At 67.2% G+C, this 22,352-nt stretch carries 21 protein-coding genes and 1 tRNA gene; 13 read left to right on the forward strand and 9 right to left on the reverse strand.

Annotation, left to right across the window (positions count from 1 at the left end; genetic code table 11):
• Nucleotides 1-130: 130 nt before the first annotated feature.
• A tRNA-Asp gene (locus tag WS75_RS18505) sits at nt 131-207 on the forward strand.
• A gap of 316 nt (nt 208-523) precedes the next feature.
• Nucleotides 524-988 (forward strand): GNAT family N-acetyltransferase, encoded by a 465-nt coding sequence (locus WS75_RS18510; protein ID WP_059681897.1) that lies wholly within the window; start codon nt 524-526, stop codon nt 986-988.
• Between the two features lie 39 nt (nt 989-1,027).
• On the opposite strand, the gene WS75_RS18515 is transcribed toward WS75_RS18510, so the two are convergent.
• Entirely contained in the window at nt 1,028-1,906 is an 879-nt protein-coding gene (locus tag WS75_RS18515) for an AraC family transcriptional regulator (protein WP_059681899.1), read from the reverse strand.
• A gap of 308 nt (nt 1,907-2,214) precedes the next feature.
• On the opposite strand from WS75_RS18515, the gene WS75_RS18520 reads away from it, so the two are divergent.
• A complete protein-coding gene (locus tag WS75_RS18520) occupies nt 2,215-2,628 on the forward strand; it encodes a gamma-glutamylcyclotransferase family protein (protein WP_059681902.1) in 414 nt (137 codons plus the stop codon).
• Nucleotides 2,629-2,756: 128 nt separating this feature from the next.
• Here WS75_RS18520 and aceB read toward each other — a convergent pair whose 3' ends face one another.
• Together aceB and WS75_RS18530 are read right to left on the reverse strand one after the other, a co-directional pair.
• Nucleotides 2,757-4,349 carry a malate synthase A gene (gene aceB, locus WS75_RS18525; RefSeq protein ID WP_059681953.1) on the reverse strand — a complete coding sequence of 531 codons (1,593 nt, stop codon included), beginning with the start codon at nt 4,347-4,349 and terminating at the stop codon, nt 2,757-2,759.
• 67 nt (nt 4,350-4,416) lie between these two features.
• Nucleotides 4,417-5,178 carry a haloacid dehalogenase type II gene (locus WS75_RS18530; protein ID WP_059681905.1) on the reverse strand — a complete coding sequence of 254 codons (762 nt, stop codon included), beginning with the start codon at nt 5,176-5,178 and terminating at the stop codon, nt 4,417-4,419.
• 153 nt (nt 5,179-5,331) lie between these two features.
• On the opposite strand from WS75_RS18530, the gene WS75_RS18535 reads away from it, so the two are divergent.
• Together WS75_RS18535 and WS75_RS18540 are read left to right on the forward strand one after the other, a co-directional pair.
• The gene (locus WS75_RS18535; RefSeq protein ID WP_059599901.1) at nt 5,332-6,237 is read left to right on the forward strand and encodes a LysR family transcriptional regulator; all 906 of its coding nucleotides are present in this window, start codon (nt 5,332-5,334) and stop codon (nt 6,235-6,237) included.
• Nucleotides 6,238-6,396: 159 nt separating this feature from the next.
• Nucleotides 6,397-6,831, forward strand: coding sequence for a universal stress protein (locus WS75_RS18540; protein ID WP_057929788.1), 435 nt, complete (start codon nt 6,397-6,399; stop codon nt 6,829-6,831).
• Between the two features lie 224 nt (nt 6,832-7,055).
• Here WS75_RS18540 and aceA read toward each other — a convergent pair whose 3' ends face one another.
• The 3 genes from aceA to WS75_RS18555 form a co-directional block, all read right to left on the reverse strand.
• The gene (gene aceA, locus WS75_RS18545) at nt 7,056-8,363 is read right to left on the reverse strand and encodes an isocitrate lyase (RefSeq protein ID WP_059681907.1); all 1,308 of its coding nucleotides are present in this window, start codon (nt 8,361-8,363) and stop codon (nt 7,056-7,058) included.
• Nucleotides 8,364-8,742: 379 nt separating this feature from the next.
• Nucleotides 8,743-10,284, reverse strand: coding sequence for a DEAD/DEAH box helicase (locus tag WS75_RS18550; RefSeq protein ID WP_059681909.1), 1,542 nt, complete (start codon nt 10,282-10,284; stop codon nt 8,743-8,745).
• Between the two features lie 359 nt (nt 10,285-10,643).
• The gene (locus WS75_RS18555; RefSeq protein ID WP_059681911.1) at nt 10,644-10,913 is read right to left on the reverse strand and encodes an acyl-CoA-binding protein; all 270 of its coding nucleotides are present in this window, start codon (nt 10,911-10,913) and stop codon (nt 10,644-10,646) included.
• A gap of 147 nt (nt 10,914-11,060) precedes the next feature.
• Between WS75_RS18555 and tsaB the strand changes: the two genes are divergently transcribed.
• From tsaB to WS75_RS18575, 4 genes are read left to right on the forward strand one after another with little or no spacing between them, the layout of a single operon-like run.
• Nucleotides 11,061-11,828 carry a tRNA (adenosine(37)-N6)-threonylcarbamoyltransferase complex dimerization subunit type 1 TsaB gene (tsaB, locus tag WS75_RS18560; protein ID WP_059681914.1) on the forward strand — a complete coding sequence of 256 codons (768 nt, stop codon included), beginning with the start codon at nt 11,061-11,063 and terminating at the stop codon, nt 11,826-11,828.
• Nucleotides 11,825-12,325, forward strand: coding sequence for a ribosomal protein S18-alanine N-acetyltransferase (rimI, locus tag WS75_RS18565; protein ID WP_059681917.1), 501 nt, complete (start codon nt 11,825-11,827; stop codon nt 12,323-12,325). The genes tsaB and rimI overlap by 4 nt, the downstream gene beginning before the upstream one ends.
• Nucleotides 12,312-13,358 (forward strand): uracil-DNA glycosylase, encoded by a 1,047-nt coding sequence (locus WS75_RS18570; protein WP_059681920.1) that lies wholly within the window; start codon nt 12,312-12,314, stop codon nt 13,356-13,358. The genes rimI and WS75_RS18570 overlap by 14 nt, the downstream gene beginning before the upstream one ends.
• The gene (locus WS75_RS18575; protein ID WP_059681922.1) at nt 13,355-14,314 is read left to right on the forward strand and encodes a DUF1853 family protein; all 960 of its coding nucleotides are present in this window, start codon (nt 13,355-13,357) and stop codon (nt 14,312-14,314) included. Before WS75_RS18570 ends, WS75_RS18575 begins: the two co-directional genes overlap by 4 nt.
• Nucleotides 14,315-14,332: 18 nt before the next feature.
• On the opposite strand, the gene thiD is transcribed toward WS75_RS18575, so the two are convergent.
• Nucleotides 14,333-15,142: a bifunctional hydroxymethylpyrimidine kinase/phosphomethylpyrimidine kinase gene (thiD, locus tag WS75_RS18580; RefSeq protein ID WP_059681924.1), complete on the reverse strand. Its 810-nt coding sequence runs from the start codon at nt 15,140-15,142 to the stop codon at nt 14,333-14,335.
• Nucleotides 15,143-15,200: 58 nt separating this feature from the next.
• Complete coding sequence (gene lplT / locus WS75_RS18585) at nt 15,201-16,508, reverse strand: lysophospholipid transporter LplT (RefSeq protein WP_059681926.1); 1,308 nt, start codon at nt 16,506-16,508, stop codon at nt 15,201-15,203.
• 218 nt (nt 16,509-16,726) lie between these two features.
• On the opposite strand from lplT, the gene alr reads away from it, so the two are divergent.
• The 3 genes from alr (at nt 16,727) to WS75_RS18600 (ending at nt 19,601) form a co-directional block, all read left to right on the forward strand.
• Nucleotides 16,727-17,797: an alanine racemase gene (gene alr, locus WS75_RS18590; RefSeq protein ID WP_059681928.1), complete on the forward strand. Its 1,071-nt coding sequence runs from the start codon at nt 16,727-16,729 to the stop codon at nt 17,795-17,797.
• A gap of 11 nt (nt 17,798-17,808) precedes the next feature.
• Nucleotides 17,809-19,185 carry a DNA repair protein RadA gene (radA, locus tag WS75_RS18595; protein WP_059681931.1) on the forward strand — a complete coding sequence of 459 codons (1,377 nt, stop codon included), beginning with the start codon at nt 17,809-17,811 and terminating at the stop codon, nt 19,183-19,185.
• A 149-nt stretch (nt 19,186-19,334) separates the two neighbouring features.
• The gene (locus WS75_RS18600) at nt 19,335-19,601 is read left to right on the forward strand and encodes a DUF2866 domain-containing protein (RefSeq protein ID WP_059681933.1); all 267 of its coding nucleotides are present in this window, start codon (nt 19,335-19,337) and stop codon (nt 19,599-19,601) included.
• 191 nt (nt 19,602-19,792) lie between these two features.
• Here WS75_RS18600 and WS75_RS18605 read toward each other — a convergent pair whose 3' ends face one another.
• Nucleotides 19,793-21,724: an ATP-binding cassette domain-containing protein gene (locus tag WS75_RS18605; RefSeq protein ID WP_059681935.1), complete on the reverse strand. Its 1,932-nt coding sequence runs from the start codon at nt 21,722-21,724 to the stop codon at nt 19,793-19,795.
• A 136-nt stretch (nt 21,725-21,860) separates the two neighbouring features.
• On the opposite strand from WS75_RS18605, the gene WS75_RS18610 reads away from it, so the two are divergent.
• Nucleotides 21,861-22,340, forward strand: a complete 480-nt coding sequence (locus WS75_RS18610; protein ID WP_059681937.1) for a glutathione peroxidase — start codon at nt 21,861-21,863, stop codon at nt 22,338-22,340.
• The last annotated feature ends 12 nt before the right edge of the window (nt 22,341-22,352 follow it).

Genomic DNA, 22,352 nt, shown 5'->3' on the forward strand with positions numbered 1-22,352 from the left:
CTAGGACATCACCCTTTCACGGTGAGTACAGGGGTTCGAATCCCCTAGGGGACGCCAGATTCAGCGGCGTTTCGTAGAAGAGAAGTGTCGGCAGGAAGTAACCGACGCCTGCCAGGCAAGAAGCAAGACTGGAGCGGTAGTTCAGTCGGTTAGAATACCGGCCTGTCACGCCGGGGGTCGCGGGTTCGAGTCCCGTCCGCTCCGCCAGAAAATGAAAAAGCCCGCCTCGTGCGGGCTTTTTCATTTGCGTTTCCGTTCGTGCCCGCTTGCGGGCGCGTGATGGCGGAGTGGATGAAGCCGCCTGCGCGGCTTCCGGCGGGACTCGAAGGGCTGCGCGTGCTCGCGCAGCCGCGGCCTGCGGGATGTAGGCGAGTCCCATCCGCTCCGCCAGAAAATGAAAAAGCCCGCCTCGTGCGGGCTTTTTCATTTGCATCGCCGATCCGCGCGTCTCTACGAGAAATTCGCGATTGCATCCGCCCGCGGCTGCGCTATCGTGGCGGGATGCGTACTTGACCCTCGCGCGATGCTCGATCCGACCGACCTGCGATTGCTGTATCAGCTCCGGCCAGCGGAGCCTGGCGATTTTCCCTTTGCCGAGGCGCTCACGCACGGCAACATGGGCGGCTATTACAAGCGCCATGGCCTCGTCTGGCGCAGCGATCTGTTCTATGCGAGCTGGCGCGAATCCGAAAACTTCATCCTGGAAGCCGACGGCGAACGCATCGGCGTGCTGCGCGTGACCGAGGAGGGCGATTCGCTGCACATCCGCGACGTGCAGATCGCAGCCGGCCATCGCGGGCAGGGTGCGGGCACCTACATGCTCGACATGTCGCATCGCTGGGCGCGCGCCCGCGGGCTGCACGAACTGCAGTTGCGCGTGTTCGTCGACAATCCGGCCGCGAAGCTCTACCAGCGCATGGGGTACCGCGTCACCGGGCCCAGGCTGGCGCAGCTCGGGTCGATCCGCCATATGGTGCGCGCAGTCTGAATGCGTAACGGCACAAGGCCGGAGGCAACCTGGCGACGGTCAGCGTGCAGTGCCGATCGCGTCGTCGTCGGGGATGTCGTCGGTGGCAATGCCGTCTTCCGGGCCGCGATGCTCGTAGCCGCGCAGCATGAATGCGCGCGGGCTTTCACCGAACGCGCGCCGGAACATCGCCGAAAACGCGCTCTGACTCTGGTAGCCAAGCTCCCGCGCGATATGTGACAGAGGACGCCCCTGGTTCAACAGTGGAATCGCGCGCGCGAGCAGCGCCTGCTGCCGCCACTGCGAAAAACTCACGCCCAGTTCCTGCTTGAACAGCCGCGAAATCGTGCGCGTGCTCGCGCCGACCTCACCCGCCCAGTGTTCGAGCGATTCCGCGTGCGCGGGTTGCGCGAGCACCGACTCGCACAGCAGGCGCAGCCGTTTCTCCTCGGGCATCGGAACCGCGAGCGGCAGCGGTTCGGCGCGGCTCAGTTCGTCGAGCACGAGCCCGCACAGCAGCCGTTCGCGTTCGCCGCTCAGGTCGCGCGCGTCGAGTGCGACGATCAGTTCGCGCAGCAAGCCCGTCACCTCGACGACCCGGCATGCGTCGAGCCCGTCCGGCACGACCGATTCGTCGATATACAGCGTGCGCAAGTACGCTTCCTCGACGATCACGACCTCGTGCGTGATGTTCGGCGGCACCCAGATCGCTCGGGAAGGCGGCACCATCCAGGTCGTCCCGGTCGTCGCGACGCGCAGCACGCCGCGCGACGCATACGCAAGTTGCGCCCACGCGTGCGTGTGCAGCGGGATCCGGCGGCCGGCATCCACCTGCCGCGCCCGTACGCGCATCGGGTGGACGCGGGTCGGCGCGAACTCGGGCGGGATGTCGATGACGTCGTAGGGATTCGATGCGTCGGGTTGGGCGGGCGGATTCATGGACGATTCGGTCGGCTCGGCGGCGATGCCGTCATTTTAGAAGGCGCCGCGCAGGCGCATGCGGCGGTTTTTCCGCCGATAATGCACCGTTCAAATGAACTTTGTATGGGGCCGCACGCGTTCCGGCCGACGCAATCCGGGTACCGGGCCAGCGCGCCGCGTCGTGCCGAAAAGAACCATCGGGCCGCCGGCGCGGTCTATCGATGCGGGCGCGTCCTCGCGCGAGCGGCGCCCCGGCGGTGCCGGCGCCCGCGGCGCGGCCGCGACGGCCCGGCACGGCAACACCTGAATCGAAGAGGAGAACCACGATGCGCTACGTATTCGTCTACGGCACGTTGAGAGCGGGAGAGGCCAATGACATCGGCCATGCGGCCGCGCGGCACGGGATCGCCGCGCCGACGCTGCTCGGTGCGGCCGCGCTGCCGGGCGAACTGTACGATTTCGGCACGTATCCGGGCATGGTCGCCGGGCCGGCCGGCCAGTCGCTCGTATGGGGCGACGTCTACGAGATCGACGAGCAACTGGTGCCCGTGCTCGACGAGATCGAGCGCGTCTATCCGGGCGTCGACACGCTGTTCCGGCAGGAGCCGGTGACCGTCGAGCTCGGCGGCCGTGCGTATGCGTGCGTCTACTATCCGGTCGCCGCGCATGCGGCAGCCGACCGTCCGCGCATTGCGTCGGGCGATTGGGTTCAGCACCGGCGCGAGCGGGAAGCCGCCTGAGCGTCCGCGCGGCGAACGGCAGCACGGCAAAAATGAAAAGCGCCCCGCGGGGCGCTTTTTTCATGCCGCCGTGTCGCGCGACCGGCGGCGGGCAGGACGGGGCGAGCAGGTCGACCCGGTCAGCGTCGTCAGATTTCCTCGTACAGCGGCAGCGTCAGGAATTCGGTGAAGCCTTCCGACGTCGACATCTGCTCGAAGATCGCCGCGGCACGCTCGTACGGCTGCGTGTTGCCGCCGACCGAACGCTTCACGTTCTCAAGCTCGGCCTTCGCGAATTCGCGTACGAGCTCGGCCGTGACCTTGCGGCCGTCGTCGAGCACGCCCTTCGGCGAGCGGATCCACTGCCATACCTGCGAGCGGGAGATCTCGGCGGTCGCCGCGTCTTCCATCAGGTTGTGGATCGGCACGCAGCCGTTGCCGTCGAGCCAGGCGCCGAGATAGTGGATGCCGACGTTGATGTTGTTGCGCAGGCCGGCTTCGGTGATCGGTGCTTCAGGCTGGAAGTCGAGCAGGTTCCTGCCTTCGATCTGGACGTCGTCACGCTGCTTCTCGATCTGGTTCGGCCGGTCGCCGAGCACCTTGACGAATTCTTCCATCGCGATCGGCACGAGGCCCGGATGCGCGACCCAGCCGCCGTCGTAGCCATCGGTCGCGTCGCGCTGCTTGTCCGAGCGCACGCCGCCCATCGCCTTGTCGTTCGCTTCCGGATCGTTCTTGATCGGAATCAGCGCGCTCATCCCGCCGATCGCCGGCGCGTTACGCTTGTGACAGGTCTTCAGCAGCAGCAGCGCGTACGCCCGCATGAACGGCACCGTCATCGTGATCTTCGAGCGGTCGGCCAGGCAGAAGTCGCGGTCGTTCTTGAACTTCTTGATCGCCGAGAAGATGTAGTCCCAGCGGCCGGCGTTCAGGCCCGAGCTGTGTTCGCGCAGTTCGTACAGGATCTCGTCCATCTCGAATGCCGCGAGGATCGTTTCGATCAGCACCGTCGCGCGGATCGTGCCGCGCGGCACGCCGACAGCCTCCTGTGCGGCGACGAAGACGTCGTTCCACAGGCGCGCCTCGAGATGGCTTTCCATCTTCGGCAGATAGAAGTACGGGCCCGAGCCGCGTGCGATCAGTTCCTTCGCGTTGTGGAACAGGAACAGCGCGAAATCGAAGATGCCGCCGGACACGCGCTGGCCGTCGACCGTCACGTGCTTCTCGTCGAGGTGCCAGCCGCGCGGACGCACGATCAGCGTCGCGACCTTGTCGTTCAGCCGGTACGACTTGCCGTTCTGCTCGAGCGAAATCGTGCGGCGCACGGCGTCCTTCAGGTTGATCTGGCCGTCGATCTGGTTCGTCCAGTTCGGCGCGTTCGAATCCTCGAAGTCCGTCATGTACGAATCGGCGCCGGAGTTCAGCGCGTTGATGATCATCTTGCGCTCGACGGGGCCGGTGATCTCGACACGGCGGCATTGCAGGTCGGCCGGCAGCGGCGCGACCTTCCAGTCGCCTTCGCGGATCGCCTTCGTCTCGGCCAGGAAATCGGGGCGTTCGCCGGCGTCGAGGCGCTTGGTGCGCTCGACGCGGGCCTGCAGCAGTGCCTGGCGGCGCGGCTCGAACGCGCGGTGCAGCGCCGCGACGAGTGCCAGCGCTTCAGGCGTCAGGATCGCTTCGTAACCCGGCTTGATTTCGCCGGTGATCGCCATGCCTTGCGGCAGCGTGATCGGGGTGCTCATGAGTCTCATCTCCTTGGTCGGTCAGTTGCGGTTTCGGTGAAGGGGGAAGGCGGCAGCGCCGCGAACGTCATGCGCCCGGGCCGGGGCGCGCGCGGTTCGCGGGTCTGCCGGACGGAGCCGGGGTGGCGAGGAATGCGAGCAGGTCGGCCATGCCGCTGCCGGTGCCGTCGAGCGGTACGCCGAGTTCCTCGGCGGCCGCGCCCGTGCGGTTGAGCCAGAACGTCGTGTAGCCGAACCAGCCGGCCCCCGCGACGTCCCAGGCGTTCGACGACACGAACACGATGTCGCGCGGATTCGCGCCGAACGCGGCTGTGCCAAGCGCATACACGACCGGGCTCGGCTTGTACGCGCGCACGGCGTCGGCCGACAGCACGCGATCGAACAGGCCGGTCATGCCGGCGCTCTTGATCGCGATGTCGAGCATCTCCGGGTTGCCGTTCGACAGGATCGCGAGCGGCGGGCGAGGTTCGAGCGCGCGCAGCTTGCGCAGCGCGGGCACCGTGTCGGGATAGGTGGACAGGCACGCGTATTCGTCCATCAGCCGCTTCTCGGCCGCGCTGTTCAGCGCGAGGCCGAGCACGCGCGCGGCGAACCGCAGCGCGTCGAGCGTGATGTCGCGGAACGGGCGATAGCGGGCGCCGGACGGATCGGCGAGCGTGCGCAACTGCGAATATTCGATTTGCTTGCGTCGCCACAGCTGCGACAACCGCTCCCCGTGACCGGGAAACATCTGCTCTGCCGCGGCCACGACCGCATGCACGTCGAACAACGTACCGAATGCGTCGAAGAGGATTGCGTCGGGAGAGGAGAGTGTCGTTGTGGCCGACATAGCCTTGCGCTCCAGTTTCAGAGGTCGGATCGATTCTATTCGTGATGGCAGATGCTAAAAAAGACGCTAATCATCACTTGATCTTTTACTTTCATATACATAATCTTGACCGCTCAAGCTATTTGAAGGGCGGGAGCGCTGCCCTGGCGAGTCATGGACCGGTTCAAACAGATCGAAACGTTCGCCGCGGTCGCGGCGAAGGGCAGCCTGTCGGCGGCGGCGCATGCGGAAGGCGTCGCGCCGGCGATCATCGGCCGCCGCCTCGACGCGCTCGAGGAGCGGCTCGGCGTCAAGCTGCTGGTGCGCACGACGCGCAAGCTCACACTGACCTTCGAGGGGTCGGCCTTCCTCGAGGATTGCCAGCGGATCATCAACGACATGCAGAACGCGGAGGCGAGCGTGTCCGCGGGCGGCGTGAAGGCGAGCGGCCACCTGCGCATTTCCGCGCCGGCCGGTTTCGGCCGGCGCCACGTCGCGCCGCTCGTGCCCGAATTCAGTGGCGCGCATCCGGACGTGTCGGTCACGCTCGACCTCTCCGACCGGATGGTCGATCTCGTCAACGAAGGGTTTGATTGCGCGGTGCGGCTCGGCGAGTTGCCCGATTCGTCGCTGGTGTCGCTGAAGCTCGGCGAGAACCGGCGCGTGTGCGTCGCGTCCCCCGCGTATCTCGCGCGACGCGGCACGCCGGCCACGCTCGCGGAACTCGCGCGCCACAACTGCCTCGCGCTGGCCGCGAACGCGAACCAGCAACGCGGCTGGGTGTTCCAGGAGGACGACAAGGTCGTGTCGATCCGCGTGAACGGCACGATGGAATGCTCGGACGGCGCCGTGCTGCACGAGTGGTGCCTTGCCGGCCACGGTCTGGCATGGCGATCGTGGTGGGAGGTCGGCGACGACATCGCGGCCGGCCGCCTCGTCAGCGTGCTCGACGCATTCGCGGCGCCGCCGATCGGCATCCACGCGGTGTTTCCTCAGCGCCGCCACCTGCCGCTGCGCGTGCGCCTGTTTCTCGATTACCTGAAACATACTTACGAACGGCCCGGGTATTGGGGCGAGTAGGGCGCACCCGTCCGCGCGTTTCCGATATGAGGGCGAACCCGCTGCCGGCGCCGGTCGCCCGGTTTCGCGCACTACAATCGAAACTGGCATGCGCGACGCGCCCGGGCCGGCCCGCATGGGTTCGTGGCGCGCGCGGTGCGTCTGACGCAGGAGGGCGCGATGTTCCGGCACATCCTCGTTCCAACCGACGGTTCCGAGCTGTCGCAGAAGGCGATCGACGGCGCGATCGATCTGGCGCGCGCGGTCGGCGCGCAGGTCACGGCCTACGCGTGCCTGCCGCAGTATCCGTACTCGCCGTTTTCCGAAGTGATCATCGAGCCGCCCGCCGATTTCCGGGCGCGCAGCGAGCGCGAGGCGCGCGCGCACCTGGACGACGTGCAGGCGGCCGCGAAGGCAGCGGGCGTCGTCTGCGACAGCTGGACCAGCGTGCACCCCTCGCCGTACCTCGGCATCATCGAGGCGGCCGAACGCGGCGGCTGCGACGTGATCTTCATGGCGTCGCACGGACGCCGCGGGCTCGGCAGTCTGCTGATCGGCAGCGAAACGCAGCGCGTGCTGACCCATACGAAAATTCCAGTGATCGTCTATCGGTAGACGCGGCGCCGTGAATGGCCGCGCGGGCGGCGGCACGGCAGCACCGCTGAAAAAAGGCGCGCCGGACGAAGCCGGCGCGCGTCGTTGCTGGCGGCCGCAGGCCGCGCGGCGGGTCGCACGGGTCACCGCGCGCCTGCCGTCTCCTCCCTGATTGTTGTCCCGTGCAGCCGATGCCGCGCCGTCGCGTGACGGGCGGGCAACGGCGTGACGCTTTCTTTCGCGCGTTATGCGACCTTCTTGCCGTCGAAGAACTGTTCGTCTTCGGTCGAGCCGTGCAGCGCGGTCGTGGAGGCTTCGCGCTCGACCGTCTGCGTGACGGCGTCGAAGTAGCCGGTGCCGACTTCGCGCTGGTGCTTGACGGCCGTGAAGCCCTTGTCCGCCGCGGCGAACTCGGCCTGCTGCAGTTCGACGAACGCGCTCATCTGCGTGCGGGCATAGCCGTGCGCGAGGTTGAACATCGAGTAGTTCAGCGCATGGAAGCCGGCCAGCGTGATGAACTGGAACTTGTAGCCCATCGCGCCGAGTTCCTTCTGGAACTTCGCGATCGTCGCGTCGTCGAGGTTCTTCTTCCAGTTGAACGACGGCGAACAGTTGTACGACAGCATCTTGCCCGGGAACTGCTTGTGGATCGCTTCCGCGAATTTCTTCGCGTACTCCAGATCCGGCTTGCCCGTTTCGCACCAGACGAGGTCGGCGTACGGCGCATACGCGAGGCCGCGCGAGATCGCCTGCTCGATGCCCGGCTTCGTGCGGAAGAAGCCTTCGACCGTGCGCTCGCCCGTCAGGAACGGCTTGTCGTTGTCGTCGATGTCGGACGTGATCAGGTCCGCCGCTTCCGCGTCGGTCCGCGCGACCAGCACGGTCGGCGTGCCCATCACGTCCGCCGCGAGACGCGCCGCCGTGAGCTTCGCGACCGCTTCGCGCGTCGGCACGAGCACCTTGCCGCCCATGTGGCCGCACTTCTTCACCGACGCGAGCTGGTCCTCGAAGTGGACGCCCGATGCGCCTGCCTCGATCATGGCCTTCATCAGTTCGAACGCGTTCAGCACGCCGCCGAAGCCGGCTTCCGCATCGGCCACGATCGGCGCGAAGAAGTCCACGTAGCCTTCGTCGCCCGGGTTCTTGCCTTCGGACCACTGAATCTGGTCGGCACGCGTCAGCGTGTTGTTGATGCGCTTGACGACGAGCGGCACCGAGTTCGCCGGGTACAGCGACTGGTCCGGGTACATTTCGCCCGCGACGTTCGCGTCGCCGGCCACCTGCCAGCCGGACAGGTAGATTGCCTTCAGGCCGGCCTTCACCTGCTGCATCGCCTGATTGCCGGTCAGCGCGCCGAGCGCGTTGACGAACGGCTCTTCGTTGATGAGGCTCCACAGCTTTTCCGCGCCGCGCTTGGCCAGCGTGTGCTCGACGGCGATCGAGCCGCGCAGGCGAACCACGTCCTCAGCCGTGTAGCTGCGCTTGATGCCCTTCCAGCGCGGATCGGTTTCCCATTGCGTTTGCAGTTCCTGTGCCTGTTTCTGTCGCGACATGATGAGCTCCTTGATGCGGTGTGTTGCCAGATCGTCGAATCGGAAGGTACGGATGCCGTTCTCGAAACGGGGGCAGGGTGCGTGCCGTTCCGGGAAGTCTTGTATAAGAGTGTAGGCAAACCGACCGGAGCGAAACAGGGGTTGGCTCAAGAAGCGTCAAACTTTTTAATTCTTATTAATCAATGCCTTGCGAGTTTGATTTTGCAATGAGAAACGATTTTTCCCATCTCGCAATCGTAAGGTTGTGCTGCGCAGCATGATTTTTTACGACGCAAAAAAAATTTTCGCATCGTGAAATTTGGCGTCGGACGAAAAAAAACCGGCGCGGGTGCGCCGGTCTGCCGGATGGGCGGGGCGGCGCAGGGCCGCCCGGGCGTGCTTACGACGCCGAATTGCTGCGACGCGGGCCGCTGCTGCGCTGGCCGTCGCGACGCGGGCCGCCGTCACGGCTGCCGCCGGGCTTGCCGCTCCAGCCGCCGCCATTGCCGCCGCCGTAGCTGCGGCCGTTGCCGCCATGACCGCCGCCCGGCTTGCCGCCGAAACGACGACCGCCGTTACCGCCGCCCGGACGGCCGCGGCCGCCAGTGCCGCGATCGTTGCGCAGGGGTGCCTTGCGCGGCTCGAAGCCTTCGATCACGTTGACCGGCAGCGGCGAGCGCACGAAGCGCTCGATGCGCTTGAGCGCGCCTTGTTCGGCGTGGTGCACGAGGCTCACCGCGGTGCCCGAACGGCCGGCACGGCCCGTACGGCCGATACGGTGCACGTAGTCTTCCGCGAACTTCGGCAGGTCGTAGTTGAACACGTGCGTGATGCCCGGGATGTCGATGCCGCGGGCCGCGACGTCGGTCGCGACCAGCACGCGCACGCGACGCTCGCGCAGCGCACGGATGGTGCGGTTGCGTGCGCCCTGCGGCAGGTCGCCGTGCAGCGCGGCCGACTGGAAGCCGGCGTCGGCGAGACGGCCGGCGAGCTGGTCGGCGTCGATCTTGGTCGCCGTGAAGATGATCGCCTGGTCGAGCGCGTCGTCGCGCAGCAGGTGATCGAGCAGGCGATCCTTGTGGTCGCGGTCGTCGACGTAGTGCACGGTCTGCGCGATGTTCGCGCGCGACTCGAGGCGCTGCTGGATCTCGATGCGCTCCGGATCCTTCAACAGGCGGCTCGTCAGCGAACCGATCTTGCCGTCGAGCGTGGCCGAGAACAGCATCGTCTGGCGCGTCGCGGGCGTCGCGGCGACGATCGTTTCGATGTCGTCGATGAAGCCCATGTCGAGCATGCGGTCGGCTTCGTCGAGCACGAGCATCTTCAGCTCGGACAGGTCGATACGGCCGCGCTCGAGGTGGTCGAGCAGGCGGCCCGGCGTGGCGACCAGGATTTCGGGGTTCTTCGCGAGCAGCATCAGCTGCTGGCCGTAGGCGACGCCGCCGAGGATGCTGACCGTGCGCAGGCGCTTCAGGTGCTTGCCGTAGGTCGACGCGGCCGTGGTGACCTGCATCGCGAGTTCACGGGTCGGCGTCAGCACGAGCAGGCCCGGGCGGGCGACAGGTTGCGGGCGGCGCGCACGGCGGTCGCCCTGGCTCGGTTCGCGCGGCGCGCGCGGTTGCTGCGCCAGCGTCTTCTGGAGCTGCGCGAAGCGTTCGATCGCGGGCAGCATGAATGCGGCCGTCTTGCCCGAACCGGTCGGGCTCGACACCAGCAGGTCGCGGCCGGCGATGCCGGCCGGAATCGCGCGCTGCTGGACCGGCGTCGGCTTCACATAGCCGGCGGCCTGCAGCGCGGAGACGATCTCCGGCGACAACCCGAGCGACGCGAAGCTCGGCTCGTCCGACGCCGGTTCGACCGCGGCCGGTGCGGCGGCGTCGTCGAGACCGAGCGCCTGGTCGGCGATCGCGTTGAGCGGGCTGGAGTTGATGCTCGAAGTCATAACAATCCTTGAAACACAGTGGGTGAAACGTCGGCGCCAATCGCGCATACCCAAGTCGTCGGATTCAGCGAGCAAATCGGGAAACGGGTGCAATCCGCCGAACAGTCGGCGGATGAGGCATTAGAAGCTGTTTTGGGTGCGGCGCGCTTCTGGAGCGGGGCCGCCAGCCTGATAAGTGACGACCGCGAGGGTCGAAGCAGGAGGGGACAGGTTCTAAACCGGATTGGAGCTTAACGCTACGAGGCGTCGGGCCGGAACGGCATGCGAGCCGAGCGCGGGGATGACGCAGGCCGCATTATAAAGAGATTTGCTGCGCTGCGCCACTGATTTGATTGCTTATTGCGACGGACGTGGTTCGGTCAGGAAGCCGTGCCGTTCTTCAGCGATTCGACGAGTTCGATGTACTGCTGCTTCGCCGCATCCTGGCTCGTGCCTTTCAGCGCTTCCCACGCGTCGTACTTGTACTTGCCGACGATGTCGGTGAAGCCCGGCTTGTCGCCGTGCGCGTCGCCGTCTGTGGCCTGCTTGAAGAGCGCATACAGGCGCAGCAGGGTCAGGTTGCCCGGCCGTTCCGTCAGTTGCTTGACGTCGATCTGGGCCTGGTCGAATTGGGCGGCGAGTTCACTCATTGTGTGTCTCCGTAAGGGTTTCAGGTCGGGCGATCTTAACAAGCGGACCGCCGCGCGGGGTCGAGCGATCCTTCCAAACCGCCGCCGGCGCCGAACGCGTGCACAGATCGGGCCCGATCGCCCGTGGGGACGGGGCGCCGCATTACAATGTCGCCCATGACGCAAACAGTGCTCCTCGCCATCGATACGTCGACCGAATACTGCTCGGTCGCGCTGCTGCGCTCGGCTCCGGCCGATGACGCCGTTTCCACCCCGCAAACCTGGGTCCGCCACGAGCTGACGGGCGCCGTGTCGAGCACGCGCGTGCTGCCGGCCATCCAGGAACTCTTTGCCGAATCGGGCCTCACGCTGGCCGATTGCGACGCGATCGCGTTCGGCGCGGGCCCCGGCTCGTTTACCGGGCTGCGTACCGCGACCGGCATTACCCAGGGTCTCGCGTTCGGGTGCGGGCTGCCGGTCGTGCCGGTCAGCACGCTGCTCGCGTGCGCCGAGCATGCGCGGCTGCGCGCGCCCGGCACGACGCGCGTGCTGGCCGCGCTCGACGCGCGAATGGACGAAGCATACTGGGCCGACTTCGCGTGGGACGACCAGGCGGGCGACTGGCGCACGCTGCATCCTGCATCGCTCGATGCGCCGGGTGCCGTCGGCGTGCCCGACGCGCCGTTCACGCTCGCCGGCAATGCGGCGGCCGCATTCGGCACGCAGTTGCCGGCCGCGGCCGCCGCGGCCGTGATCGACGGCGAAGCGTTGCCGCATGCGCTGGCGGTCGCGCATGCCGCGCTGCGGGCGTTCCGCGCCGGCCGTACGGTGCCGGCCGACCAGGCTGCACCGGAGTACGTGCGCGACAAGGTCGCGCAGACCACCGCCGAGCGCATCGCGGCCCGCGCCGCGCAGACGGGCGGAGAGAAAGGATGACGGGCGTATTGTTGAGCGACCGCTATCTGTCGCCGATGACGGATACCGATCTCGACGAAGTCGTCGCGATCGAGCAGGTCGCGTACGAATTCCCGTGGAGCCGCGGCAATTTCGAGGATTCGCTGCGCAACGGCTATTTCGGCGTGTGCCTGCGGCACGTGACGGGCGCGCTCGTCGGCTATTGCGTGCTGATGCCGGTCATCGACGAGATGCACCTGCTGAACCTGTGCGTCGCCCCGGCGGCCCAGCAGTCGGGCGCGGGCCTCGCGCTGCTGCGCGAAGCCGTGCGCATCTCGCGCGCCGAACGGCTCGACGGCGTGCTGCTCGAGGTGCGGCCGTCCAATCTGCGCGCGATCCATCTGTACGAGCGTTTCGGCTTCGTGACGATCGGCCGGCGCAAGAACTACTATCCGGCGCGGCATCGCAGCCGGGAGGACGCGATCGTGATGCGTCTGACGCTGAACAAGGACGAAGGGGACGCGCATGGCGTGGGCTGAAGCAGCGCTCGAGGAAATGGGGCTCGCGCAAATATGGGTGCGGCGCGGGCAGCGTGCGCAAAGCGATGAAGCGGGCGCAACGCCGGCGGCCGGGTCCGGCGCGGCGGACGACGTGTCCGCCGTTGCGACCGCAACCGTCGCGGCCACGCCACGGCCGGTCGCGGAGCAGTCTCGCGACACGCAGCCGCCTGCGCCGCGTGCATTCGCACGTGACGATACGCCGCCGGTCGGCGCAACCGCACGCGATGCGGCACCGGCGGGCGAAGCCGGTTCGGCCGCACGCGTCGCGAGCGATGACGACCGCGCGTCCACCACGCCCGCACCGGCCGCTGCCGCGGACGACATGCCGCCCGTCACCGAAGACGATTTCGCCTGGTTCGACGCGGCGCCCCCCGGCGATCCGCTGCCGCCGGCCGAAGCGCGTCCCGCCGCAACCCCGGTGGCGATGCTCGACTGGGATGCGCTGGCTGCACGCGTCGCCGGCTGCACGAGCTGCCGCCTGTGCGAGAAGCGCACCAATACCGTATTCGGTGTCGGCGATCGAGAAGCGGACTGGATGCTGATCGGCGAGGCGCCCGGCGAGAACGAGGACAAGCAGGGTGAGCCGTTCGTCGGCCAGGCCGGCAAGCTGCTCGACAACATGCTGCAGTCGCTCGCGCTCAAGCGCGGCGATAACGTCTACATCGCGAACGTGATCAAGTGCCGCCCGCCGGGCAACCGCAATCCGGAACCGGATGAGGTCGCGCGCTGCGAGCCGTACCTGCAGCGCCAGGTCGCGCTCGTGAAGCCGAAGCTGATCGTCGCGCTCGGCCGCTTCGCCGCGCAGACGCTGCTGAAGACGGACGCGAGCATTGCCTCGCTGCGCGGCCGCGTGCACACGTATGAAGGCGTGCCGGTGATCGTTACCTATCACCCTGCGTACCTGCTGCGCAGTCTGCAGGACAAGTCGAAGGCGTGGGCCGACCTGTGCCTGGCGCGCGATACGTTCCGGCAGGCGGAGGGTGTCGACGCGAACGGGCCGGCCGGACAATGACGCCCGGCGCGGCGTTCGCGTTCGTCGATACGCTGCACGATGCCGCGGTCCGCGATCTGGGCTGGCTCCTCGCGAGCCCGAGCCTGCTTACCGCGGCGCCCGGCGCGCCGCTCGCACATCCGTGGTCGGACGCGGTCGAGCGGGTGGCCGTCGAAGCGTGGCTCGTCGCGCTCGATGCCGCGCCCGACCGGCTGCACCGCGCGCTCGACGCGCTACGGCCCGTGCGGCTCGGCCGCTATGCCGAATGCCTGCTCGAGTATTTCCTCACGCACGGGCCGTCGCTGCGGCTCGTCGCCGCCAATCTGCCGCTGCGCAGCAACGGCAAGACGCTCGGCGAAGTCGATTTCCTCGTCGATGCGCCGGGAGGGCAGCGCCTGCACTGGGAACTCGCGGTGAAGTGCTATCTATGCGCGCCGGTGGACGGCGACGCATCGCTCGCGGATTTCGTCGGGCCGAATCTCGTCGATCGCCTCGACCGCAAGCGCAGCCGGTTGCTCGAGCATCAGTTGCGCCTGAGCGATCGCCACGGGTTCGCACTGCTCGGCTACGGCGCGCCGTCCGATGCGCAGATGTTCATCAAGGGCTGGCTGTTCTATCCGCACGGCGTGCCGCTGCCGCCGGTGGCCGCGGAAATCGCGGCCGATCATCCGCGTGGGTTCTGGCTCACGCATGCGCAGTGGCCGGCCTGGGCGGCCGCGCAACCCGACGGTGCGGCGTGGAACGTGCTGCCGCGGCTGGCGTGGCTCGCGCCGCGGCGGGTGGCGCCCGACGCCGCGCCCGAACCGCTGGCGCAGTCGCTCGAGCTACCGTCCGTATTGACGGCGCGCCAGGCGCCTGCGCTGATCGGCGTGCATCGACAGGACGGCGACGGCGTATGGCGGGAGACGGCGCGCGGCTTCATCGTCCCGGACGACTGGCCGGCGCGTGCGCGGGCGTTCGCCGCGCAGGACCACTGACGCTGCGTCAGCCGGCGCTTACCACCAACGATGGAAGTGATGGACGGGGCCGACGCCGTGGCCGACGTCGAGCTGGCCGCTCGCGGCAATCGCGCCTGTCAGATAGACCTTCGCTTCGCGCACCGCGCTCTCGAGATCGGGCTGTTGCGGCAGCAGCGCGGCGATCGCCGACGACAGCGTGCAGCCGGTGCCGTGCGTGTTGCTGACCGGCACGCGTGCGCCGTCGAGCCGCACGGTGCGTGTCGCTTCGACGAGCCAGTCAGGGCTCGCGGCCGCGTCAGGCAGGTGGCCGCCTTTCATCAGCACGGCGCGCGCGCCCGTCTGCAGCAAGGCCCGGCCTTGCCGGACCATGTCGTTTTCGGTGGTTGCGGGCACATCGTTCAGCAGCGCGGCCGCTTCGGGCAGGTTCGGCGTCACGACCGTCGCGAGCGGCAGCAGCACATCGCGCAACGCGTCGACGGCATCGGGCGCGAGCAGCGCGTGCGAGCTCTTCGAGATCATCACCGTGTCGAGCACGACGAAGCGCGGTGCGTAACGGCGCAGCGCATCGGCGACCGCGTGCACGATCGCCGCATTCGCGAGCATCCCGATCTTGACCGCATCGATGCGGATATCGCTGAACACCGCGTCGAGTTGCGCGGTCACGAACGCTGCGTCCGGCGCATGCACGCCGGTCACGCCGCACGTGTTCTGCGCGGTCAGCGCGGTGATCACGCTCGCGCCATACGCGCCGAGCGCGGAAAAGGTCTTCAGGTCGGCCTGGATGCCTGCGCCGCCGCCCGAATCGGAGCCGGCGATCGTCAGGATGTTGGGTATCGGGTGCGTCATCGGGGCAACGCGCCGGTTCGAAGACCGGCGCCGGCGGACGGAAACGGGAAGTGTAGCGTCAGTGCCGCGATTCGCCGATCAGCGCGACCGAGTCGAACTGGCGCTGGTTCGCCTGATGGCGGCGCATCACGAGCCACATCGTCAGGCACACGAACGTGCCGAACAGCACGATCACGACGCCGACCGGCACGTCGAGCCACACGAGCACCGCATACAGGCACAGCATCACGAGCACGGACAGGTTCTCGTTGAAGTTCTGCACCGCGATCGAGTGGCCGGCCGACAGCAGCACGTGGCCGCGATGTTGCAGCAACGCGTTCATCGGAACGACGAAGTAGCCGGACAACGCACCGACCCCGATCAGGAAGATGTACGCGACGATCAGGTAGACGGGCATGCGCAGATGGCCGAAGTGCACGGCCCAGTGCGGCGGGAACAGGTCGCGCGTGTAGAACGCCATCAACATCACCGCGATGCCCATGATGATGCCGACGGGCAGCACGGTCAGCGACTTCTTCAGCGGGATCCGGGCGGCGGCGGCGATTGCGCCGGCCGCGACGCCGACCGCGACCACGGCCTGCAGGATCGCGCCTTCCGACAGCGACATGCCGAGCGACACTTCAGCCCACTTCAGCACGATGAACTGCAGCGTCGCGCCGGCGCCCCAGAACAGCGTCGTGACCGCCAGCGAGATCTGGCCGAGCTTGTCGCGCCACAGCACCATGAAGCAGTCGGCGAAATCCGTGAGGAGCTTGACCGGGCCGCGTTCCTGCTTCGGATAGCGGGCGCCGGTATCGGGAATGCGCAGGTTGAACAGCGCGGCGATCACGTAGATCGCCATGATGATCGCCATCGCCGCTTCGGCAGGGGTGGCGATCCAGGCTGGCGTGTGGGCGATCACGTGCGATGCGATGTGCGGGCTGATCAGCGCGCCGCCGAGCACGGTGCCGAGGATGATCGAGCTGACGGTCGTGCCTTCGATCCAGCCGTTCGCGGCGACGAGCCTGTCGGCCGGCAGCAGCTCGGTCAGAATGCCGTATTTCGCGGGCGAGTAGGCCGCGGCGCCGAATCCGACGATCCCGTATGCGATCAGCGGATGAGCGCCGAACAACATGATCATGCAGCCGACCACCTTGATCGAGTTGGTGATGAACATCACACGGCCCTTCGGGCGCGAGTCGGCGAACGCACCGACATACGCCGCCAGTACCACGTAGGACAACACGAAGAACAGCTTGAGCAGCGGTGTCATCCAGTTGGGGGCGTGGAGGTCTTTCAGCAGGGCGATGGCGGCGATGAGAAGCGCATTGTCGGCCAGCGACGAGAAAAACTGCGCGGCCATGATGGTGTAAAAACCTTTTTTCATCTGATGCGATGCTTTCGTCGCTGCGGCAGGGCCGCGTAGGCCGCCTGGTATGCGATCGGCTTATTCCGTTCGAAATGGGTTGTGCGCACGGCTTTATAACACGAAAATACGGCAATTCGGACTAGCAAGATTCCCCGATCGTTCCGCAAATTGTCGGCTTCGGTGCTCAAAAGGCGCGGTAAGCTGATGATTCGCAAGCGTCTTTACGTAAATTTCCCATGCCGCGCCCGATCTCCGCCACCATCCATACCGCCGCTCTCGCGAACAATCTCTCCGTCGTCCGCCGATTTGCCGGCCCGTCCAAGGTCTGGGCGGTCGTCAAGGCCAACGCGTACGGCCACGGTCTCGCGCGCGTGTTTCCCGGCCTGCGCGGCACCGACGGCTTCGGCCTGCTCGACCTCGACGAGGCCGTGAAACTGCGCGAGCTCGGCTGGGCCGGCCCGATCCTGCTGCTCGAAGGGTTCTTCCGCTCGACCGACATCGACGTGATCGATCGCTACAGCCTGACGACCACCGTCCACAACGACGAGCAGATGCGGATGCTGGAGACGGCGCGGCTGTCGAAGCCCGTCAACGTGCAGCTCAAGATGAACAGCGGGATGAACCGGCTGGGTTACACGCCGGAGAAATACCGCGCCGCGTGGGAGCGCGCCCGTGCGTGCCCCGGCATCGGCCAGATCACGTTGATGACCCATTTTTCGGACGCCGACAACGAGCGTGGCGTCGCCGAGCAACTCGCGACGTTCGAGCGCGGCGCGGAAAACATCGCCGGGGCGCGCAGTCTCGCGAATTCGGCGGCCGTGCTGTGGCATCCGGATACGCACTTCGACTGGGTGCGGCCGGGGATCGTCCTGTATGGCGCATCGCCGTCGGGGCTGTCGGCCGACATTGCCGACACGGGCCTGAAGCCTGCGATGACGCTCGCGTCCGAGTTGATCGCCGTGCAGACGATCGCGAAGGGGCAGGCGATCGGCTACGGCTCGACGTTCTCCGCGCAGGCGCCGATGCGCATCGGCGTCGTCGCGTGCGGCTATGCGGACGGCTATCCGCGCGTCGCGCCCGAAGGCACGCCGGTGATCGTCGACGGGATCCGCACACGGATCGTCGGCCGCGTGTCAATGGACATGATTACCGTCGACCTGACGCCGTGCCCGCAGGCCGGCGTCGGTGCGCGGGTCGAGCTGTGGGGCAACGCGCTGTCGATCGACGACGTCGCGCGCCATTGCGGGACGATCGGCTATGAACTGATGTGCGCGGTCGCCAGCCGCGTGCCGGTGCGCGCGGAATAAGGGCAGCACGCGTGGCCAAACAGAAAACCGTCTACGTCTGCAGCGAGTGCGGCGGACAAACCCCGAAGTGGCAGGGGCAATGCCCGTCTTGCCAGGCCTGGAACACGCTCGTCGAATCGGTCGCCGAGTCGCCGGCAGCCCATCGCTTCCAGTCGCTCGCGAAGCGGGCGCCCGTGCAGCGGCTCGTCGACATCGAGGCGGCCGACGTGCCGCGCTTCTCCACCGGCATCGGCGAATTCGACCGCGTGCTGGGCGGCGGGCTGGTGCCGGGCGGCGTCGTGCTGATCGGCGGCGATCCGGGCATCGGCAAGTCGACGCTATTGCTGCAGTCGCTCGCGGACATCGCCAGCGAGCGTCGTGCACTCTATATCAGCGGCGAGGAATCGGCCGCGCAGATCGCGTTGCGCGCGCAACGGCTCGCGCTGCTCGACGGCGGCGCGCCGGCGGCCGAACTGAAGCTGCTCGCCGAAATCCAGCTCGAGAAGATCCAGGCCGCGATCGACGCGGAACGGCCGGACGTCGCCGTCATCGACTCGATCCAGACCGTCTATTCCGAAGCGCTGACGTCGGCGCCCGGTTCGGTGGCCCAGGTGCGCGAGTGCGCGGCGCAGCTCACGCGCATCGCGAAGCAGTCCGGCACCGCGATCATCATGGTCGGGCACGTGACGAAGGAGGGCAACCTCGCCGGCCCGCGCGTGCTCGAGCACATCGTCGACACGGTGCTGTACTTCGAGGGCGACACCCATTCGTCGTTCAGGCTCGTGCGCGCGTTCAAGAACCGCTTCGGCGCGGTCAACGAACTCGGCGTGTTCGCGATGACCGAGCGCGGGCTGCGCGGCGTCGCGAACCCGTCCGCGCTGTTCCTGTCGCAGCACGAGCAGGTCGTGCCGGGTTCCTGCGTGCTCGTCACGCAGGAGGGCACGCGCCCGCTGCTCGTCGAAATCCAGGCGCTCGTCGATACGGCCCACGTGCCGAACCCGCGCCGGCTCGCGGTCGGCCTCGAACAGAACCGGCTCGCGATGCTGCTCGCGGTGCTGCATCGGCACGCGGGCATCGCGTGTTTCGATCAGGACGTGTTCCTGAACGCGGTGGGTGGCGTGAAGATCACCGAACCGGCCGCCGACCTCGCGGTGCTGCTCGCGATCCATTCGTCGATGCGCAACAAGGCGCTGCCGAAGGGCCTGATCGTGTTCGGCGAAGTGGGGCTGGCGGGCGAGATCCGGCCGTCTCCGCGCGGCCAGGAGCGGCTGCGCGAGGCGGCGAAGCTCGGTTTCACCGTGGCGCTGATCCCGAAGGCGAATGCGCCGAAACAGCCGATCGAAGGGCTGAACGTGATGGCCGTCGAGCGGATCGAGCAGGCGATCGACCGCGTGCGCGATCTCGAATGACCGTGCGTGGCCGGCACCCGCGTGTGCCGGCCGGCCGCGATCTGTCGCGTAATTCGTTGTAAAGAATATGTAGGCTGATGTAACCCGCCGGACATCGCTTTTCCCTATCCTTTGCCGGATTGTCGAACCGCGCAATGCGAAGGGAACCTATGTTCAAACAGTATGGGGAAACGTCGGGCGGACGCAGTTACAACCTGCGGGGCTGCCGCGTGTCGGAGCCGATCGTTCAGCCGTGGGGCGGTGGATGTCGGATCGTCGAGTGGATCGACGACGAAGGGCGCCTCGCGCGCCGGGTCGTGTCCGAGGACGTAACGGAAGCGGAGGTCGCCGCGGCGATCCGCCGGCCGACTGAAGGGCGACGTTATCTGATGGACGACGACGAGCAGATGCCGCGCGATACGTTGCCGCGGCGTTGAGCGTGCGGCGGGGCCGACGGACGGCCGACGCAACAACGGCGAATGCGACAATGACGACAAGGCCGGGCCCGGGTGCCCGGCCTTGTCGTTTCCGGGCCCGGCGCGACCGGGCGGGTGTGTCGGGCATTGACGCTCCCGGGGAGGCCGCGCGTGGCCGATGAAGCGATCGGTCGGCGGCGCCCTGGCTGTGGTCAGCCGATCTGCTCGAGCTCTTCCTGCACGGCGAGCCAGTCCGCCTCGACCGTTTCGAGCCGGGTATTGACCTCGCCGAGCTTGCGGATCGCGTCGGTCAGTTCTGTCTTGCGCGCGGCCTCGTAGCTCGCCGGATCTGCGACGAACGCGTCGAGGCGCGCCTTCTCCGCGTGCAGCGTTTCCATTTCCTTTTCGAGCTTCGTGATGCGGTTCTGCAGCGGCTTCTTCAACTGCGACAGCCGCTGGCGCTCCTCGGCCGCCAGACGTTTCTGATCCTTGCGGTTGACACCCGGGTCCGCGCCCGCTGCCGCCGCGCTGTCGGCCTTTGCGGCCGCGCGCTGCTCGGCCGCATGCTGCAGCAGCCAGTCGCGGTAATCGTCGAGATCGCCGTCGAACGGCTGCAGACGGTGCTTCGCGACAAGCATGAACTGGTCGGTGGTCGCGCGCAGCAGGTGGCGGTCGTGCGAGACGAGGATCAGCGTGCCTTCGAACTGAGCGAGCGCCATCGTCAGCGCGTGACGCGTTTCGAGGTCGAGGTGGTTGGTCGGTTCGTCGAGCAGCAGCAGGTTCGGCTTCTGCCAGATGATCAGCGCGAGCGCGAGCCGCGCTTTCTCGCCGCCCGAGAACGGGCCGACCGGGCTCGTCGCCATGTCGCCCGAGAAATTGAAGCCGCCGAGGAAATCGCGCAGTTCCTGCTCTCGCGTATCGGGGGCGAGCCGTGCGAGATGCGCGAGCGGCGAATCGTCCTCGCGCAGCGTTTCGAGCTGGTGCTGCGCGAAATAGCCGATCGTCAGCCCCTTGCCGTCGCGCACGTGGCCCGACAGCGGCGCGAGTGTGCCGGCCAGCGTCTTGATCAGCGTCGACTTGCCCTGGCCGTTCGCGCCGAGCAGGCCGATGCGCTGGCCGTTCTGGATCGACAGCGCCACGCGTTCGACGATCGGGATGTCCGTGCCGTCGTCGGCATGGTAGCCGCAGCGGACATCCTCCATCACCATCATCGGATTCGGCGCGGCATCCGGCGTACGGAACTCGAAGGTGAACGGCGACGCGATGTGCGCGGGCGCGATCAGTTCCATCTTCTCGAGCGCCTTCATCCGGCTTTGCGCCTGCTTGGCCTTGGTCGCCTTGGCCTTGAAGCGGTCGACGAAGCTCTGCAGGTGCTCGATCGTCTTCTGCTGCTTTTCATAGGCGCTTTGCTGCAACGCCAGTTGCTGCGCACGCAGCACTTCGAACTGTGAGTAATTGCCGCCGTAGCGCTTCACCTGGCGATTTTCCAGATGCAGCGTGACGTTGCAGATCGAGTCGAGGAATTCGCGGTCGTGCGAAATCACGACGAGCGTGCCGGCGTAGCGATGCAGCCAGTCCTCGAGCCAGACGATCGCGTCGAGGTCGAGGTGGTTGGTCGGTTCGTCGAGCAGCAGCAGGTCGGAGCGGCACATCAGCGCCTGTGCGAGGTTCAGCCGCATGCGCCAGCCGCCGGAGAAGCTGGCGACCGACTCGCGCGTCTGCGCGAGCGTGAAGCCGAGGCCGAGCAGCAGCGCTTCGGCGCGCGCCGGTGCGGTATAGCCGTCGGCGTCGGCGAAGGCTGCATGCGCGTCGGCCTCGGCCGCGCCGTCATGCGCGGCCGAGGCGGCGGCGATGCGCGCTTCGATCTCGCGCAGCGCGGTGTCGCCATCGAGCGTGTAGTCGAGCGCCGAACGGTCGACGGCGGGCGTTTCCTGCGACACATGGGCGATCCGCCACGACGGCGGCATCGCGAAATCGCCGCCATCGGAATGCAGCTCGCCACGCAGGACCGAGAACAGCGTCGATTTGCCGGCGCCGTTCGCGCCGATCAGGCCGGCCTTTTCGCCGGGATTGAGCACGAACGAGGCCGATTCGAACAGCGGCTTGGTGCCGCGCGCAAGGCTGAACTGATTGAAACGAATCACGGCGGGAATGACTGACCAAAACCGCTATTCTAGACTGCGCGCGCGTCGCCCCGGATATCGGCCGTTCGGCAGGTGCCGCAACGGCGCGATTTGGCCTAGACTCCACATCGATCCGGTTTCGTAAAAGGAGTGCCCGATGTCCACCCTGTATTCGTTCAGCGCAGAGACGCTCGCCGGTGAACCGGCGGCGCTCGATGCGTACCGCGGCAAGGTGCTGCTGATCGTCAATACCGCAAGCGAGTGCGGCTTCACGCCGCAGTATGCGGGCCTGCAGAAACTGTACGACCAGTACGCGGCGCGCGGTTTCTTCGTGCTCGGCTTCCCGTGCAACCAGTTCGGCAAGCAGGAGCCGGGCGATGCCACGCAGATCGGCGCATTCTGCGAGCGCAACTACGGCGTCACGTTTCCGATGTTCGCGAAGATTGACGTGAAGGGCGACAACGCGCATCCGCTGTACCGCTACCTGACCGACGAGGCGCCCGGCATCCTCGGCCTCAAGGCGATCAAGTGGAATTTCACGAAATTCCTGATCGACCGTGACGGGCGGATCGTCAAGCGCTACGCGCCGTCGACGAAGCCCGAGGAAATCGCTGCGGATATCGACAAGCTGCTGTAACGCCGTGAAGCG

Source organism: Burkholderia sp. FL-7-2-10-S1-D7 (assembly GCF_001524185.1).
GTDB classification, from domain to species: domain Bacteria; phylum Pseudomonadota; class Gammaproteobacteria; order Burkholderiales; family Burkholderiaceae; genus Burkholderia; species Burkholderia diffusa.